Source organism: Tardiphaga sp. vice304, from assembly GCF_007018905.1.
Classification (GTDB): domain Bacteria; phylum Pseudomonadota; class Alphaproteobacteria; order Rhizobiales; family Xanthobacteraceae; genus Tardiphaga.
Genome location: NZ_CP041402.1, coordinates 557,140 through 573,569, shown reverse-complemented (window position 1 = coordinate 573,569; position 16,430 = coordinate 557,140). Strand labels below are relative to the sequence as shown.

Here is a 16,430-nt window from a genome sequence, read left to right as displayed (position 1 = left end):
ATATGATACCAGGCGCGGCGCTAGCAGCGCCGCGCGACTTTCTGTCTTTCGTATCGTGCCGCGCTATCGGCGCACGATACACGCCACGCCTCAGATCTGACGCTCGACCATCTTGAGCTTGAGCTCGGCGATCGCCTCGGAGGGGTTCAGACCCTTCGGACAGGCCTTGGCGCAGTTCATGATGGTGTGGCAGCGATACAGCCGGAACGGATCCTCGAGATTGTCGAGCCGCTCGCCGGTCGCCTCGTCGCGCGAATCCTTGACCCAGCGCGTTGCCTGCAGCAACGCGGCGGGACCGAGGAAGCGCTCGCTGTTCCACCAGTAGCTCGGGCACGATGTCGAGCAGCAGGCGCAAAGGATGCACTCGTAGAGGCCGTCGAGCTTGGCGCGATCGTCGTGGCTCTGCTTCCATTCCTTCTGCGGCGTCGGCGTGGTGGTCTTCAGCCACGGCTCGATCGACGCATACTGCGCATAGAAGTTGGTCAGATCCGGCACCAGATCCTTCACCACCGGCTGATGCGGCAGCGGATTGATCTTCACCGCGCCGTCCTTCACGTCGTCCATCGCCTTGGTGCAGGCGAGCGTGTTCTGGCCATCGATGTTCATGGCGCAGGACCCGCAGACGCCTTCGCGGCAGGAGCGACGGAAGGTCAGCGTCGGATCGATGTTGTTCTTGATCCAGATCAGGCCGTCGAGGACCATCGGACCGCAATCATTGGTGTCGATGTGATAGGTATCGACTGCCGGGTTCTTGCCGTCGTCCGGATTCCAGCGATAGACGCGAAACTCACGCGTCTGCGTGGCGCCGGCCGGCTTCGGCCATTCCTTGCCGCCGGTGATCTTGGAATTCTTCGGAAGTGCGAATTCGACCATATTCTCAAGCCTTCGCTGTCATCAGTACACCCGCGCCTTCGGCGGGATGTACTGAACATCATTGGTCATCGTGTAATCGTGCACCGGACGGTACTGGATGTCGGTCTTGCCGCTGGCATCGAGCCAGGCCAGCGTGTGCTTCATCCAGTTGACGTCGTCGCGCGCCGAGAAGTCCTCGCGGGCATGCGCGCCGCGGCTCTCGGTGCGGTTCGCGGCCGAGTCCATGGTGACGACGGCCTGAACGATCAGGTTGTCGAACTCGAGCGTCTCGACCAGGTCGGAATTCCAGGTCAGCGAACGATCGGTCACGCCGACATCGACGATGCCGCTGTGCACCTTCGCGATCAGATCCTTGCCCTCGTCGAGCACTTCGCCGGTGCGGAACACGGCGCAGTTGGTCTGCATGACCTGTTGCATGTTTTCGCGCAGCTTAGCGGTCGGCGTGCCACCCTTGGCATAGCGATACTTGTCGAGGCGGCTCAGCGACTGCTCGGCCGAGTTGGCCGGAAGGTCCGGCTGCTTGGCGTTGGGGGTCAGCTTCTCGGCGCAGCGCAGGGCTGCGGCGCGGCCGAACACCACGAGATCGATCAGCGAGTTCGAACCGAGACGATTGGCGCCGTGCACCGAGACGCAAGCGGCTTCGCCCACGGCCATCAAGCCCTGCACTACCGCATTGTCGTCGCCGTCCTTCTTGGTGACGACTTCGCCGTGATAGTTGGTCGGGATGCCGCCCATGTTGTAGTGCACGGTCGGCGTGATCGGGATCGGCTCCTTGGTGACATCGACGCCGGCGAAGATGCGCGCGGAGTCTGAGATGCCCGGCAGGCGTTCCGCCAGCACGGCGGGATCGAGATGGTCGAGGTGCAGGAAGATGTGATCCTTCTTCTTGCCGACGCCGCGGCCTTCGCGCATTTCGATGGTCATCGCGCGCGACACCACGTCGCGCGAGGCGAGATCCTTCGCGGAGGGAGCATAGCGCTCCATGAAGCGCTCGCCTTCGGAATTGACGAGATAACCGCCTTCGCCACGCGCGCCTTCGGTCACCAGGCAGCCCGCGCCGTAGATGCCGGTCGGGTGGAACTGGACGAACTCCATGTCCTGCAGCGGCAGGCCGGCGCGCAGCGCCATGGCGCCGCCGTCACCGGTGCAGGTATGCGCCGAGGTGCAGGAAGCGTAGGCACGGCCGTAGCCGCCGGTAGCCAGAATGGTGGTCTGCGCCTTGAAGCGGTGCAGCGTGCCGTCGTCGAGCTTGAGCGCGATGACGCCGCGGCAGACACCGTCTTCATCCATGATCAGGTCGATGGCGAAGTATTCGATGAAGAACTCGGCGGCGTGGCGCAGCGCCTGGCCGTACATCGTGTGCAGCATGGCATGGCCGGTGCGGTCGGCCGCGGCGCAGGTGCGCTGAGCCTGACCCTTGCCGTAGTCCAGCGTCATGCCGCCGAACGGGCGCTGATAGATCTTGCCTTCCTCGGTACGCGAGAACGGCACGCCCCAGTGCTCAAGCTCATAGACAGCGGCGGGAGCGTTGCGCACGAGATATTCGATGGAATCCTGGTCGCCCAGCCAGTCCGACCCCTTGACGGTGTCGTACATGTGCCAGCGCCAGTCGTCCTCGTGCATATTGCCGAGCGAGGCGGAGATGCCGCCCTGGGCTGCCACGGTGTGCGAGCGCGTCGGAAACACTTTGGTGATGCAGGCGGTGCGCAGGCCCGCTTCGCCGGCGCCGACAACGGCGCGCAGACCGGCACCGCCGGCGCCCACCACAACCACGTCATACGTATGATCTTCAATCGGATAGGCTGCGATGCCCGTTCCGTTTGCGCCGTTGCCGATTGCGGCCATGCGCTACACTCCCGATGACAATTTGAGGATGGCGTAGATCGAAGCGAGACCGACAACGGACGCGAAGAAGTTGTTGGCCATGATCGTGATCAGCTTCAGCTTCTCGTTGATCACGTAGTCTTCGAGGATGACCTGCATGCCGATTTTCATGTGCCAGACCGAGGCAATGATGAACATGATCAGCAGCAGCGCTACCAGGGGCGAGCCGAGGATCTGTGCGGCGCCGGCCTGATTGCGGCCGAGCAGCATCATGATGATCACGATCACCGGGATCATCAGCAGGATCATCGCCACGGCGGTGATGCGCTGGCGCCAGAAATCCGAGGTGCCGGAATGCGACGAACCGAGATTGCGGACGCGCCCGAGCGGGGTTCGCATCGATGTCGATTTGCGGCCGGAGCCGCCGGATTGTTCGACGCTCATCGCCCGCCCCCGATCATGTAAGCCACGATCCAGAGCAGGACCGTCAGGCTAATACCGCCGATCAGGGCGGCCCAGGTTAGCCATTCCCGTTCAGTCGGCTTGAAGCCGTAGCCGATGTCCCAAACCAGGTGGCGGACGCCGGACAGCATGTGGTGCATCAGCGCCCAAGTGTAACCGAAGGCGATCAGCCGCCCGAAGATGCTGCCGGTGAAGGCCTGCACATGGGCGTAGGCGGAGGGGCCGGATGCGGCGGCGATCAGCCACCACACCAGCAGCGCGGTTCCGGCATAAAGCGCTACGCCGGTGGCGCGGTGCACGATGGAAAGCGCCATCGTCAGTGTCCAGCGATAGACCTGAAGATGGGGCGAAAGCGGGCGTTCGATCCTGGCGGTCATTCAGCAACTTTGACAGGTTGGCGGGCGAAAGGTGGCCCGGAGAGGGATCGCGTAGAGCAATTCTATTTACGTACTCGAAACCGCCAGTGCAATCGCGAAATGATTATTTTTGAACACAGATTCAGAACTTACAAACAACGTTGCGTGTGCAGGTATTGGCAGCTTGGGCTTGCGGCACACGGCTTTCGATGAAGCATGATTCATGAAATTTTCGTTAAGTGATTTGAAACGGTAATCGTTGCTGCAAGGGGTGATAGTATTGCGGCGGGCTTTGCCTTTAATGGTCACTCCACGTGCCCATGCTGTCGAGACCATAAATGAATCCAGCCAGCCCCGACGACGCTCATGGTCATCCTCACGAACATGGCCACGCGCATGGTCATGGCGGCGGGCATTCCCATGCCCCCGTCAGCTTTGGCCGCGCCATCGCCATCGGCATCGCGCTCAACAGCGGCTTTGTGGTGGTCGAGGCGATCTATGGCTATGCCAGCGGCTCGATGGCGCTGGTCGCCGATGCCGGGCACAATCTGTCCGACGTGCTGGGGCTGGTGGCGGCCTGGACCGCGGCGACCCTGTCGAAGCGCGCGCCGACGCCGCGCTTCACGTATGGACTGCGCGGCTCCTCGATCCTCGCCGCCTTGTTCAACGCGGTGTTCCTGTTGGTCGCGGTCGGCGCGATCGCCTGGGAGGCGGTGTTGCGCCTGATCGACCCCGAACCGGTCGCCGGAATTACGGTAATGGTGGTGGCGGGCATCGGCATCGCGATCAACGGGATCACCGCCTGGCTGTTCGCCTCCGGCCGCAAGGGCGACCTCAACATCCGCGGCGCCTATCTGCATATGGTCGCCGACGCCGCGGTCTCCGCCGGCGTCGTGCTGGCCGGCTTGGCGATTCTCTGTACCGGCTGGAGCTGGCTCGACCCGCTGACCAGCCTCATCATCTCGGGACTGATCGTGTGGGGCACCTGGGGCCTGCTGCGCGATTCCACCGCGATGTCGCTGGGCGCGGTGCCATCAGGCATCGATCCCGCCGCGGTGCGCTGCTATCTCGAACAATGTTCCGGCGTCACGCAGGTGCACGACCTGCACATCTGGCCGATGAGCACGACCGACGCCGCGCTGACCTGCCATATGGTGATCCCCGCCGGCCACCCCGGCGATGCCTATCTGGCCGGCGTGGCGCAGCGGCTGCATCGCGAATACGGCATCGAACACGCAACCATCCAGATCGAGACTGCGCCTGCGTCACCATGCTCGCTGGCGCACGGCCATCCGATCTGATTCAAACTTGAAAGTGCCGCATCACAGCGGTTCATTGAAAGCACGATGACAAAGGCCCGCCACAGCGCCAGGACTTCGGCACCCGGACGCCGGCTGCGACGGCTGCCGTTCGTGCTGGCGCTGACGCTTGGCCTGCTGTTGTCCCTGATCCATTGCGCCGGCGACGGCTTCGCTCTGGCCGCTGGCGGCCCGGCCGCGATGACGACGCAGGACAACGGCATCGCGCCGGACATGCCCGACCAGCAATTGCCGGCGCATAGCGGCCATTGCCTGTCGCATGTCACGGCGCCCGCGCTGAGCCACATCAGCTCACCCGCCGAGCAGCCGCTCTGCGCGCTCGCTTTCGCGCGCAGCGAGCCCCCCGCCTCGCTCGCCGGCCTGCCGCCGTTCAAACCACCCCGCGCCTGATGCTTGCTGCGGCCCGCTGAGGCCGAAGGCATGCCCGCCGTCGTGACGACGGCGCGGCAGCCGTTTGCATCGACATTGGATCAACACGACGCTGGCGGCGAACGCCGGCGCGGGACACGCACATGATCAGGATAATTCTGGCAGCAGCCCTGCTGCTCGGCAGCGCATGGCCGTTGCAGGCGCATGACGACACTACGGCGCATGCCGACGAGGCCGACGTCAAACTCAGCACGCAGCAGATCGACGCGGGCAAATTTGCGGTGCAGGAGGTGCGGCCCGGCACGATCGCGCGACGCGCGTGATTGCCACGGTCGACAACGCTGCGCGGCTGTGGCGGCCCGGAGCCTTCGTCACGGCGGAGATTCCTGTCGAGCAAGGCGCCGCCGATCTGGTGGCGCCGCGCACGGCGCTGCAAACGGTCGCGCGCGAGGACGTGGTGTTCGTCCACACGCCGGAGGGTTTTGCGGCGCGCCACGTCACGCTAGGCCGGCAGGATAGAAGCGTGGCCGAGATCAAGGCCGGCCTGAAGCCCGGCGACCGCATCGCCACCGCCAACAGCTTCGTCCTCAAGGCCGACCTCGGCAAGGCCACCGTCGAGCACGCGCATTAGCAACCCGTTGTCATTCCGGGGCGCGAGCGCGCCAGCAGCGAGCGAACCCGGAACCTCGAAATGTTCAGCGCAGAATACTCCGGGATTCCGGGTCTGCATCAGCCGGCTACGCCGTCTGCTGCATCCCGGAATGACAGGGGTGTGGCGCGCCGATCCCCATCCGATGAGCGAAGGTCACGATGATCAAATCCATTCTCGCCTTCGCGATCCAGCGTCGCTGGCTCGTCGTCTGGCTCAGCCTCGGCGCGACGCTGTTCGGCGCGTGGTCGCTGATGCGACTGCCGATCGATGCGGTGCCCGAGATCACCAACAAGCAGGTGCAGGTCAACACGACGGCACCCGCGCTGTCGCCGGCCGAGATCGAGAAACAGGTGACGCTGCGGATCGAGACGGCGCTGGCCGGCATCGCCGGGCTGGAGAGCACGCGCTCGATCTCGCGCAACGGCTTCTCGCAGGTCACCGCGGTATTCACGGAGGCGACCGACATCTATTTCGCACGCCAGCAGGTGGGTGAACGGTTGCTCGAACTGCGCGCGATTCTCCCCGCCGAGGTCGATCCGAAGATGGGACCGATCTCCACAGGGCTCGGCGAGATCCTGATGTGGTCGGTCGCATACGCGCCCCTGCTGCCGGCGTCTACGTCACGCCGGAGGGCGAGCGGCTGACCTCCGACGTCGCCCGCGCGGCCTATCTGCGCAGCGTCCACGACTGGATCGTCAAGCCGCAGATCCGCGGCGTTGCGGGCGTTGCGGGCGTCGATTCGATCGGCGGCTTTGCCAAGCAATATGTCGTGCAACCGGATCCGATCCGGCTGATCGGGCTCGGCCTGTCGTTCGCCGACCTCACCCGCGGCATCGAGGCCAGCAATGTCAGCCGCGGCGCCAGCGTCATCGAGCGCAATGGCGAAGGCATCGTGGTGCGAGCCGGCGGGCGGCTGCAGGATGCCGCCGACATCGAAGGGGTCGTGGTGACGACGCGGGGCGGCGTGCCGATCCGCATCAGCGACGTGGCGTCAGTCGAGATCGGCGGCGAGATCCGCACCGGCAGCGCCAGCATGAATGGCAACGAGGTAGTGATCGGCACCGCTTTAATGCTGGTCGGCAGCAACAGCCGTATGGTAGCCACCGCCATCGAGGCGCGCCTCGCAGACGTGCGCCGGACGCGGCCTCCCGGCATCGAGCTCACCACGGTGCTAGACCGCACCATTCTGGTCGATGCGACCGTGAAGACGGTTGCCAGCAATCTCGGCGAAGGCGCATTGCTGGTCATCGTCGTGCTGTTCGCTCTGCTCGGCAATTTTCGCGCGGCGCTGGTGATCCCGCTGCCTGACCGGCGGCGTGCTGACGTTGTGGGCGCGCGGCATGCCGTTCTCTGTGTCGGCCGCGGTCGGCTTCATCGCGCTGTCAGGCATCGCCGTGCTCAACGGGCTGGTGATGCTGACTTACGTGAAGCAGTTGATGGCGCAAGGCCTGGCGCGGCTCGATGCGTTGCGCGAGGGCGCGCTGACGCGGCTGCGGCCGGTGGCGATGACCGCGCTGGTCGCGTCACTGGGCTTCGTGCCGATGGCGCTCGCCACTGGCACCGGCGCCGAAGTACAGCGCCCGATCGCCACCGTAGTGATCGGCGGGTTGATCAGCGCAACGCTGCTGACGCTATTGGTCCTGCCGGCGTTGGTGGCGTGGTGGGGAAAGGATGAAGCGGAAGCAAGATGAGCAGAACTCAATGTCGTCCCCGCTTTCGCGGGGACGACACGGTGTTTGTGGCGCGTATGCTTCGCAAAACCTACTTCTCGTAGATCTTGCCATATTCGTCGCGCAGCACGTTCTTCTGCACCTTGCCCATCGTGTTGCGCGGCAGGTCGTCGACGAAGAACACGCGCTTGGGCATTTTGAATTTGGCGACACGGCCATCCAGCGCGGCGATCACGCCGGCTTCGGTGAGTTCGGCCTTGCGGTCCGACACCACCACGGCGACCACGCCCTCGCCGAAATCCGCATGCGGCACGCCGATCACCGCGCACTCGACAACGCCGGCCATCGCGTCAATCTCGCTCTCGATTTCCTTCGGATAGACGTTGAAGCCGCCGGTGATCACCAAATCCTTGCCGCGACCGAGAATGTGGACGTAGCCCTTGGCGTCGATCTTGCCGAGGTCGCCGGTGATGAAGAAGCCGTCGTCGCGGAATTCCGCCTTGGTCTTTTCCGGCATCCGCCAGTAGCCCTTGAACACGTTGGGGCCCTTGACCTCGATCATGCCGATGGTTTCCGGCGCCAGTTCCTTGCCGGTCTCGGGATCGGTGACGCGCACCGACACGCCCGGCAGCGCCTGCCCGACGGCGCCGGGGACGCGCTCGCCATCATAGGGGTTCGAGGTGTTCATGTTGGTCTCGGTCATGCCGTAACGCTCGAGAACGGCATGGCCGGTGCGCGCGAACCACTCGCGATGCGTATCGGCCAGAAGCGGCGCCGAGCCGGAGATGAACAGCCGCATATGCGCGGCCGATTCTTTGGTCAGGTTCGGGCTCTGCAGCAGCCGCGTATAGAAAGTCGGCACGCCCATCAGCACGGTGGCGCGCGCCATCAGTTTGATGATCAGTTCGGGATCGAGCTTGGGCAGGAAGATCATCGAGGCGCGGGCCAGCAAGGTGACGTTGCTCGCCACGAACAGGCCGTGCGTATGATAGATCGGCAACGCGTGGATCAACACGTCCTTGTCGGTGAAGCGCCAGAAATCGACCAGGCTCAGCGAGTTCGATATGAGGTTGTCATGCGTCAGCATGGCGCCCTTGGAGCGGCCAGTGGTGCCGGAGGTGTAGAGGATCGCGGCGAGATCGTTATCGGCGCGCACCACCGTGTCGAACGCCGACGTCTGCTGCGCCGCCGCGTCCGTCAGCGAGCCCTTGCCGTCGGCGCCGAGCGTCTCGACCTTCGCGCCGACCTTGGCGGCGATCGCCGCCACGCCTTCGGCCTTGGAGGGGTCGCAGACAATCAGCGTCGGCTCGGCATCGGTGATGAAGTAATCCAGTTCGTTCAGCGTATAGGCCGTGTTGAGCGGCAGATAGACCGCGCCGGCGCGAACGGTGGCGAGATACAGCACGAGCCCCGGCACCGACTTCTCGGTCTGCGCGGCAACGCGGTCGCCCGGCCGGACGCCGCGGGCGACCAGCACATTGGCGATCTGCCCGGCGAAGGCGATCAAATCGCCGTAGCTGATATGACGGCCTTCCGGCGTTTCGATCGCGAGACGCGACGCGTCGTCGAGATCGTCGAACAGGCGGCAAAACAAATTGGCATTGGTGGTGGTCATGAAAGGTCACGCAGTTCCAGGGCGGGGACGCGATGTGGAGCACGTCGCGTCATTAGGACGCGCTTTTTTAGCAACAATGCCCGCCCGAAGGCAATTTTCCTCGCGCGAAACGCAGCTGAGCCGCAAAAGTTTCGCGCTGCGGCAAAATAGATTTCTGAAACTGCCCTGAAACGCTCACGTAACTCGGGCATCTGCGGCACAGACTGGCTCCAAACAGTGTGCGTCGCGGTGTGTGCCCCTTTTAACGCGCCGGCCTTGAGCCGGTCATTTCAATCCAATGGGAGACGATCCATGTCCAAGCGCATTGCACTTTTGTCGGCCGTAGCCTTCAGCACCCTGGCCATCACCGGCGCCCTGCTGGCCCCCGCATCGGCTGAAGACAAGATGATGAAGAAGAGCGAAATGTCCGGCGAGAAGACCGTCATGGTCGGCGGCGCCCCGATGTATCCATCGAAGAACATCATCGAGAACGCCGTGAACTCCAAGGATCACACCACGCTGGTCGCCGCCGTGAAGGCCGCCGGTCTGGTCGACACCCTTTCGGGCAAAGGTCCGTTCACCGTGTTCGCCCCGACCAACGCCGCTTTCGGCAAGCTGCCGGCCGGCACCGTTGACACCTTGGTGAAGCCTGAGAGCAAGGCAACGCTCACCAAGATCCTGACCTACCATGTCGTCGCCGGCAAGCTGAACGCCGCCGACCTCAAGGACGGCCAGAAGCTGAAGACCGTCGAAGGCGAAGAGCTGACGGTGAAGGCTTCGGGCGGCAAGGTCATGATAGTCGACGCCAAGGGCGGCTCCTCGACCGTCACCATCGCGGACGTCAACCAGTCGAACGGCGTCATCCACGTCATCGACACCGTGTTGATGCCGAAGGCCTAATTCGGGCTTCTGAAGCACGAAGCACTTCGCGCACCCTGAAGCGTCCCCACAGGGTGCGCGCGCGCCCCCACGGGCGCAACGAGCGAGTCGGGGAAACCCGGCTCGCTTTTTTGTGATCGGTATCATCCGCAGGATTCGCGTCGATGGTAACGAAATCAGGATTTTGCCGTATAGCTGGCAGAGCCATTTCACAACGGATCATAGCGATGTCGAGCATCCCCTTCAGCGAACAGCAGGCGACGCCTGACAAGGACCGGGTGATCCAGCCCGCCTGGGTGCGGATCGTGCACTGGATCAACGCGGTGGCGATGGTGCTGATGATCATGTCCGGCTGGCAGATCTACAACGCCTCGCCGCTGTTCAATTTTACCTTCTCGCCGATGCTGACGCTCGGCGGCTGGCTCGGCGGCGGCATCATGTGGCACCTGGCCGCGATGTGGCTGCTGGTCGCCAACGGCCTGGTCTATCTCGTCACCGGGGTTGCCACCGGGCGCTTCCGCAAGAAGCTGCTGCCAATCTCGGCAACCGGCGTGATCGATGACGGCAAGGCGGCGCTGACCGGCAGGCTGTCGCATGACGATCTCACCATCTACAACAACGTGCAGAAACTGCTCTATGCCGGGATCATCGTGGTCGGCATGCTGGTGGTATTATCCGGCCTGTCGATCTGGAAGCCGGTGCAGTTTCAATATCTCACGGCGCTGTTCGGCGGCTACGACTTTGCCCGCTACGTGCATTTCGCGATGATGGCGCTGATCTGCGCGTTTCTCGTTATCCATGTCACGCTGTCCTTGCTGGTGCCGAAAAGCCTGCGTGCCATGATCATCGGCCGCTGAGGAGACGATCATGATCAGCCGCATCCGTTCTCTCATCATCCCCGGCGTCGACAAAGAACTGCTGGTGCGCGACGCCGCCAGGATGCTGCCCGATCCGTCGCGCCGGCGTTTTCTCACCGGCGGCGCCAGCCTGGGCGCGCTGACCCTGCTCACCGGCTGCAACGTCTCGGACAGCCTGTCTGCGGAGAATCTCCTGGTGCAGATGTCGAAATTCAACGACGCCGTGCAGGCCGCGATCTTCAATCCGAATACGCTGGCGCCGACCTTTTCGGAGAAGGACATCAAGCGCCCGTTCCCGTTCAACGCCTTCTATTCGGAAGACGAGGCGCCGCGCGTCGACGCCGCCGACTGGAAGCTCGAGGTCACGGGCCTCGTGCAGAACAAAAAGTCCTGGACGCTGGCCGAGCTGCACAAACTGCCGGAGGTGTCGCAGATCACCCGCCACATCTGCGTCGAGGGTTGGAGCGCGATCGGCTCCTGGCAGGGCACGCCGCTGCGCGATTTCCTGAAACTGGTCGGCGCCGATACGTCGGCCAAATGGGTCTATTTCCGTTGCGCGGAAGACTACGCCTCTTCGCTGGACATGCCGACGGCGCTGCATTCGCAGACCCAGATGACCTTCAAGTTCGACAACCAGATCCTGTCCCGCGCCTATGGCTTCCCGATGAAGATCCGGGTGCCGACCAAGCTCGGCTTCAAGAACCCGAAATATGTGACGTCGATGGAAGTCACCAACGACTACAAAGGCGGCTACTGGGAAGACCAGGGCTATAATGATTTCAGCGGAAGCTGAGTGCTTTGCTCCCCACCTTCTCCCGTCGAGGGAGAAGGTAGAAAGAAAAGTTCATCCTACCGGCTTCTGGAACGTCGAGCCGATCGCACCGATCGCCAGCGTCGCCGCCGACGCCACCAGAGCCGATGTCAGGCTGCCTGTCGCATCGGTGATCGCCCCTACCGCAATCGGCCCGAGGGTCTGGCCGATGCCGAACGCGATGGTGACGACGGCGATGCCTTTTGGCCAGGCCTCGGGCGGATAGTTGAAGCGCACGAACGCGGTGGTCGATGCCACCACCGCAAAGAAGGCAACGCCGAAAACCAGCGCTGACGCGCCGAGCAACAGAGGACCATGGCCGAGCAGCGGCATGGCGGCGCCGACCGCATTGACGCCGAGAATGATCGCCATCGCCGATCCGCTGCGACCGCGCGCCAGCACGCCGCGCCACACCCAGGGCGACGCAAAGGCGCTGACACCGATCAGGCACCAGAATGCGCTCTGCGCCCCCGGCCCGCCGCCGCCGTCGCGCACATAGGCGATCATGAAGGTCATGTAGGCAATATAGCCGGCGCCGAACATGAAATAGCTGACGAGGAATATCCATATCGGGCCGAGCGCGAACGGCGCCGGTCCAGCCTGTGACAGCCCGGCAGAGGCCGCGATCGGCCGCAATAACGGCACCGTCATCAACGCCGCAGCCGCGCCGACCGCCAGCCACACCATCCACCACGAGCCCGCCCCGAAACCTTGCAGCATGAACGGCGCCAGCAGGCCCGACAAAATGATGCCTACGCCGGGGCCGGAATAAAACAGGCTGAGCAGAAAGCCGGAGCGCTCCGGCTGCGCATGTCCGATGGTGGCCGCCAACGCCCCGCCGGCCACAAATGCGACGGCGGCGCCAAATCCAGTGATGAGCCGCGCCAAGCTCAGCGCGGCGAAGTTTGCGGTCATGCCGCAAAGCAGCAGCGACAGCACGCAGGCGATGGTCCCCGCGCGAACCACCGCGAACAGCCCGAAGCGCCGGCTCAGCCGCGCCGCCACCAGCGCGCCGGCGAGGTAGCCGGCGGCATTGACGGTGTTCATGAAGCCCGCGGCCGAATACGACCAGTGCAGCGTGTCGCGCATGTCCGGCAGCACCAGCGAATAGACGAACCGGCCAATACCGAGGCCAACGCAGGGCGCCAGCGACAAAATCAGGATCAGCCGCGCGGGGTGCGGCTGCGGGATACTCGGCTTGGTCAAAGTGGAAACTCCGGCAGGGCCTGCACTTTGGCCGTTATTCGCCGCAGACGGCAATACGGCTCGCCGCAACGCTGTCTTGCCATTCCAGCAACAGCGCTTTAGCACTCCGCCCGCATCAAGACATTTCAAGGAACTTCGATCATGGCAACGCACAAACTGCTGCTTCTCCCCGGCGACGGCATCGGCCCCGAAGTGATGGCCGAGGTGGAGCGCCTGATCGACTGGTGCAATGCCAAGGGCGTCGCCCGGTTCGAAACCGAGACCAGCCTGGTCGGCGGCGCCGCCTATGATGCGGACCAGCTCCCGATCACCGACGCCACCATGGCGAAAGCGGAAGCGGCCGATGCCATCATTTTCGGCGCGGTTGGCGGGCCGAAGTGGGACAGCGTGCCCTATGAGCATCGCCCGGAAGCCGGGTTGTTGCGGCTGCGCAAGGATCTCGGCCTGTTCGCCAATTTGCGGCCGGCGGTGTGCTACCCGGCGCTGGCGGAGTCTTCCAGCCTCAAGCGCGAGGTCGTCGAGGGCCTCGACATCATGATCGTGCGCGAGCTCAACGGCGGCGTGTATTTCGGCGAGCCGAAGACCATCACCGATCTCGGCAACGGCCAGAAGCGCGGCATCGATACCCAAGTCTACGACACCTACGAGATCGAGCGCATCGCCCGCGTCGCCTTCGATCTCGCGCGCAAGCGCGGCAACAAGGTGACGTCGATGGAAAAGCGCAACGTCATGAAGTCCGGCCTGCTGTGGAACGAGGTCGTCACGCAGGTGCACGCCCGCGAATATCCCGACGTCAAGCTCGAGCACCAGCTCGCCGATTCCGGCGGCATGAACCTGGTGAAGTGGCCGAAACAGTTCGACGTCATCGTCACCGACAATCTGTTCGGCGACATGCTCTCCGACATCGCGGCGATGCTGACGGGCTCGCTCGGCATGCTGCCCTCGGCCTCGCTCGGCGAAGTGAACGCCAAGACCGGCAAGCGCAAGGCGATGTATGAGCCGGTGCATGGCTCGGCGCCGGATATTGCAGGCCAGGGCAAAGCCAACCCGCTGGCCATGATCGCCTCGTTCGGCATGGCGCTGCGCTATTCGCTGGACCTCGGCGAACTCGCCGACAAGGTGGATGCAGCCGTCGCCGCGGTGCTGGCGAAGGGCCTGCGCACGGCGGACATCATGTCGGATGGCATGACCGCCGTGAGCACCGCGCAGATGGGCGAGGCGGTGGTGACCGAATTGCAGGCGCTGTAGGAAGTCCGTAGCCCGGATGAAATCGGTGCGCCGCATCGCGGCGCGGCGATGTAATCCGGGGCAAGCAGTTCAGCGGATGAGGCGACCCCGGATTTCGCTTCGCTCCATCCGGGCTACATTCCCAAACAAAAATGCCCGGCTGAGCCGGGCATTTTCGTCGATCGATCTGGCTGCGCTCAGAACAGCGAGGGAATCGGGAAGCCGCGGGTCTGGTAGTCGTCGCCATAGCCGAAATCCGAGGCCGGGTTCAGCGGCTGGCGATCCAGCGGGCGGTTCAAATTGCCGCGCGCGAAGGTCTGGCCCTGGGGGAAGGCATAATCGGTGAATTTGCGGTCGCCCGGCAGCACTTCGACGCCGGCATCGAGCCAGGAACGCTTGGTGACATAGACCCGGGTACGCGGACCGGCCTGATAGGAGGCGTTGGGGTTGCCGCGCACCCCATAGGCGGCGTCGCGATCATAGACCCGCGCCTTGCGCTTGGTCTGGGCATCGGCCGGCGACGCCGCGAGGCTGACCGCCAGCACGGCAACCGCCGAAAGCAGCACTGCAAACGTCTTCGCAGCCGAGGTCTTGGCGGGGAATTTCACGGTCATCATGTCCTCATTGGCATTCGGATGGGCAGGCGAAGCAGCATGCCCATGATTTGGTGGCAGTTTAGCTGCCGCATAGGCGCCGCGACAAGGTGAATCGGGCCACACTTGGGCAGATAATGTCGGCCAGGGCCAAATGTTGCATGCGGTCCAGCACCTTGTGGTGCTGGCCCTCACAGGCTGCCGCGCAAAAACAGGCCCGGCACACCGGCAATCGGGATTGCCGGCGACCGCGAACCCGGCTGTTTGGCCGGCTGAACCGAAGCGGGCGCCGGCATGAGACGGCTGAGCTGGCTCACAAGCTCCGGCCCGACCCGGTCGGCCAGGCCGTCGAACGATTGCAGGGCGCCGATGATGATCAGCCCCAGCACGCCCACATAGGCCAGCAGACGCGCCACCAGCGCGCCGCCGTCATCCACGATGCGGCGCAACGCCGGGGACATCCAGGTCTGGGAGGGGTAGCGCGATGTCGGAACAGGATGCATTTAACACACGGGTACGCGGGATTGGGCCGCCGATCATTGTCTCGACGGGGTTTTTCGCATAGAAGCCGTGCCGCTACCCTATCCGCAGCTTGCGGGGGCCAAGCATATTTCTTCGGAGAGTGAACGATGGGTTACAAAGTCGCGCTGGTCGGAGCGACCGGCAATGTCGGGCGTGAAATGCTCAACATCCTGGACGAACGCAAATTCCCCGCTGACGAGGTGGTGGCGCTGGCCTCCCGCCGCAGCATGGGCGTCGAAGTCTCCTATGGCGACCGTACCCTGAAATGCAAGGCGCTGGAGCATTACGATTTCAGCGACGTCGATATCTGCTTGATGTCGGCAGGAGGCGCGGTGTCCAAGGAGTGGTCGCCGAAGATCGCCGCGGCCGGCGCCGTTGTCATCGACAATTCGTCGCAGTGGCGGATGGACCCGGACGTGCCGCTGATCGTGCCGGAAGTGAATGCCGACGCCTGCGCCGGCTTCACCAAGAAGGGCATCATCGCCAATCCGAACTGCTCGACCGCGCAGCTCGTCGTGGCGCTGAAGCCACTGCACGACAAGGCGACCATCACCCGCGTCGTGGTGTCGACCTATCAGTCGGTGTCCGGCGCCGGCAAGGAAGCGATGGACGAACTGTTCCAGCAGACCAAGGCCGTCTACACCAATTCGGAACTGATCAATACCAAGTTCCCGAAGCGGATCGCCTTCAACGTCATCCCCCAGATCGATGTCTTCATGGAGGATGGCTACACGAAGGAAGAGTGGAAGATGATGATGGAGACCAAGAAGATTCTTGATCCCAAAATCAAGATGTCGGCGACCTGCGTGCGGGTGCCGGTATTCGTCGGCCATTCCGAAGCGGTCAACATCGAGTTTGCGAATCCGATCTCGGCCGACGAAGCCCGCGACATCCTGCGCAACGCGCCGGGCTGCCTGGTGATCGACAAGCGCGAGGCCGGTGGCTACGTCACGCCGTATGAAGCGGCCGGCGAGGACGCCACCTACATCAGCCGCATCCGCGAGGATGCCACGGTGGAGAACGGCCTGGTGCTGTGGTGCGTGTCGGACAATCTGCGCAAGGGTGCAGCGCTCAACGCCGTGCAGATCGCCGAGTGCCTGATCAACCGCAAGCTGATCACCGCGAAGAAGAAGGCGGCGTAAGTAGCAACGAACGCTGTAGTCACCCTCCCCCTTGCGGGGAAGGTCGGCAATCGGCGCGCGCAGCGCGATGATTG

At 64.0% G+C, this 16,430-nt stretch carries 17 protein-coding genes and 1 pseudogene; 10 read left to right on the top strand and 8 right to left on the bottom strand.

Features of this window, described 5'->3' with window-relative positions:
- Nucleotides 1-90 precede the first annotated feature (90 nt).
- The 4 genes from FNL56_RS02675 to sdhC are packed head-to-tail and all read right to left on the bottom strand — an operon-like array spanning nucleotide 91 to nucleotide 3,536.
- Nucleotides 91-873, bottom strand: coding sequence for a succinate dehydrogenase iron-sulfur subunit (locus FNL56_RS02675; protein ID WP_143571472.1), 783 nt, complete (start codon nucleotides 871-873; stop codon nucleotides 91-93).
- Nucleotides 874-894: 21 nt separating this feature from the next.
- On the bottom strand, nucleotides 895-2,718 hold the full coding sequence (sdhA, locus tag FNL56_RS02670; protein WP_143571470.1) for a succinate dehydrogenase flavoprotein subunit: 1,824 nt from the start codon (nucleotides 2,716-2,718) through the stop codon (nucleotides 895-897).
- Between the two features lie 3 nt (nucleotides 2,719-2,721).
- Nucleotides 2,722-3,096 (bottom strand): succinate dehydrogenase, hydrophobic membrane anchor protein, encoded by a 375-nt coding sequence (gene sdhD, locus FNL56_RS02665; protein ID WP_210245509.1) that lies wholly within the window; start codon nucleotides 3,094-3,096, stop codon nucleotides 2,722-2,724.
- A 41-nt stretch (nucleotides 3,097-3,137) separates the two neighbouring features.
- Complete coding sequence (sdhC, locus tag FNL56_RS02660; protein WP_143571467.1) at nucleotides 3,138-3,536, bottom strand: succinate dehydrogenase, cytochrome b556 subunit; 399 nt, start codon at nucleotides 3,534-3,536, stop codon at nucleotides 3,138-3,140.
- 317 nt (nucleotides 3,537-3,853) lie between these two features.
- Between sdhC and FNL56_RS02655 the strand changes: the two genes are divergently transcribed.
- From FNL56_RS02655 to FNL56_RS28945, 5 genes and pseudogenes are all read left to right on the top strand, one after another.
- The gene (locus FNL56_RS02655; protein WP_143577447.1) at nucleotides 3,854-4,816 is read left to right on the top strand and encodes a cation diffusion facilitator family transporter; all 963 of its coding nucleotides are present in this window, start codon (nucleotides 3,854-3,856) and stop codon (nucleotides 4,814-4,816) included.
- A 45-nt stretch (nucleotides 4,817-4,861) separates the two neighbouring features.
- Nucleotides 4,862-5,224: a ferrichrome ABC transporter substrate-binding protein gene (locus tag FNL56_RS02650; protein ID WP_143571464.1), complete on the top strand. Its 363-nt coding sequence runs from the start codon at nucleotides 4,862-4,864 to the stop codon at nucleotides 5,222-5,224.
- A 122-nt stretch (nucleotides 5,225-5,346) separates the two neighbouring features.
- Nucleotides 5,347-5,526: a hypothetical protein gene (locus tag FNL56_RS02645; protein WP_143571463.1), complete on the top strand. Its 180-nt coding sequence runs from the start codon at nucleotides 5,347-5,349 to the stop codon at nucleotides 5,524-5,526.
- Nucleotides 5,523-5,834 (top strand): hypothetical protein, encoded by a 312-nt coding sequence (locus FNL56_RS02640; RefSeq protein WP_143571462.1) that lies wholly within the window; start codon nucleotides 5,523-5,525, stop codon nucleotides 5,832-5,834. Before FNL56_RS02645 ends, FNL56_RS02640 begins: the two co-directional genes overlap by 4 nt.
- Nucleotides 5,835-6,013: 179 nt before the next feature.
- Nucleotides 6,014-7,546: pseudogene (locus FNL56_RS28945) on the top strand (efflux RND transporter permease subunit).
- Between the two features lie 70 nt (nucleotides 7,547-7,616).
- On the opposite strand, the gene FNL56_RS02630 reads toward FNL56_RS28945, so the two are convergent.
- Nucleotides 7,617-9,140 carry a malonate--CoA ligase gene (locus FNL56_RS02630; protein WP_143571461.1) on the bottom strand — a complete coding sequence of 508 codons (1,524 nt, stop codon included), beginning with the start codon at nucleotides 9,138-9,140 and terminating at the stop codon, nucleotides 7,617-7,619.
- Nucleotides 9,141-9,431: 291 nt separating this feature from the next.
- Between FNL56_RS02630 and FNL56_RS02625 the strand changes: the two genes are divergently transcribed.
- From FNL56_RS02625 to FNL56_RS02615, 3 genes are all read left to right on the top strand, one after another.
- Nucleotides 9,432-10,019 (top strand): fasciclin domain-containing protein, encoded by a 588-nt coding sequence (locus tag FNL56_RS02625; protein ID WP_143571460.1) that lies wholly within the window; start codon nucleotides 9,432-9,434, stop codon nucleotides 10,017-10,019.
- A gap of 206 nt (nucleotides 10,020-10,225) precedes the next feature.
- Nucleotides 10,226-10,855, top strand: coding sequence for a cytochrome b/b6 domain-containing protein (locus FNL56_RS02620; protein ID WP_143571459.1), 630 nt, complete (start codon nucleotides 10,226-10,228; stop codon nucleotides 10,853-10,855).
- Nucleotides 10,856-10,865: 10 nt separating this feature from the next.
- Nucleotides 10,866-11,648, top strand: a complete 783-nt coding sequence (locus FNL56_RS02615; protein WP_143571458.1) for a molybdopterin-dependent oxidoreductase — start codon at nucleotides 10,866-10,868, stop codon at nucleotides 11,646-11,648.
- A 51-nt stretch (nucleotides 11,649-11,699) separates the two neighbouring features.
- On the opposite strand, the gene FNL56_RS02610 is transcribed toward FNL56_RS02615, so the two are convergent.
- Nucleotides 11,700-12,872 carry a YbfB/YjiJ family MFS transporter gene (locus tag FNL56_RS02610; protein WP_246660837.1) on the bottom strand — a complete coding sequence of 391 codons (1,173 nt, stop codon included), beginning with the start codon at nucleotides 12,870-12,872 and terminating at the stop codon, nucleotides 11,700-11,702.
- A gap of 141 nt (nucleotides 12,873-13,013) precedes the next feature.
- On the opposite strand from FNL56_RS02610, the gene leuB reads away from it, so the two are divergent.
- Nucleotides 13,014-14,120 (top strand): 3-isopropylmalate dehydrogenase, encoded by a 1,107-nt coding sequence (gene leuB / locus FNL56_RS02605; RefSeq protein ID WP_143571456.1) that lies wholly within the window; start codon nucleotides 13,014-13,016, stop codon nucleotides 14,118-14,120.
- A gap of 176 nt (nucleotides 14,121-14,296) precedes the next feature.
- Here leuB and FNL56_RS02600 read toward each other — a convergent pair whose 3' ends face one another.
- Together FNL56_RS02600 and FNL56_RS02595 are read right to left on the bottom strand one after the other, a co-directional pair.
- Entirely contained in the window at nucleotides 14,297-14,713 is a 417-nt protein-coding gene (locus FNL56_RS02600) for a hypothetical protein (protein WP_143571455.1), read from the bottom strand.
- A 170-nt stretch (nucleotides 14,714-14,883) separates the two neighbouring features.
- A complete protein-coding gene (locus FNL56_RS02595) occupies nucleotides 14,884-15,141 on the bottom strand; it encodes a hypothetical protein (RefSeq protein ID WP_143577446.1) in 258 nt (85 codons plus the stop codon).
- 180 nt (nucleotides 15,142-15,321) lie between these two features.
- Here FNL56_RS02595 and FNL56_RS02590 point away from each other — a divergent pair, with 180 nt between their 5' ends.
- Nucleotides 15,322-16,356 (top strand): aspartate-semialdehyde dehydrogenase, encoded by a 1,035-nt coding sequence (locus FNL56_RS02590; RefSeq protein WP_143571453.1) that lies wholly within the window; start codon nucleotides 15,322-15,324, stop codon nucleotides 16,354-16,356.
- Nucleotides 16,357-16,430 lie beyond the last annotated feature (74 nt).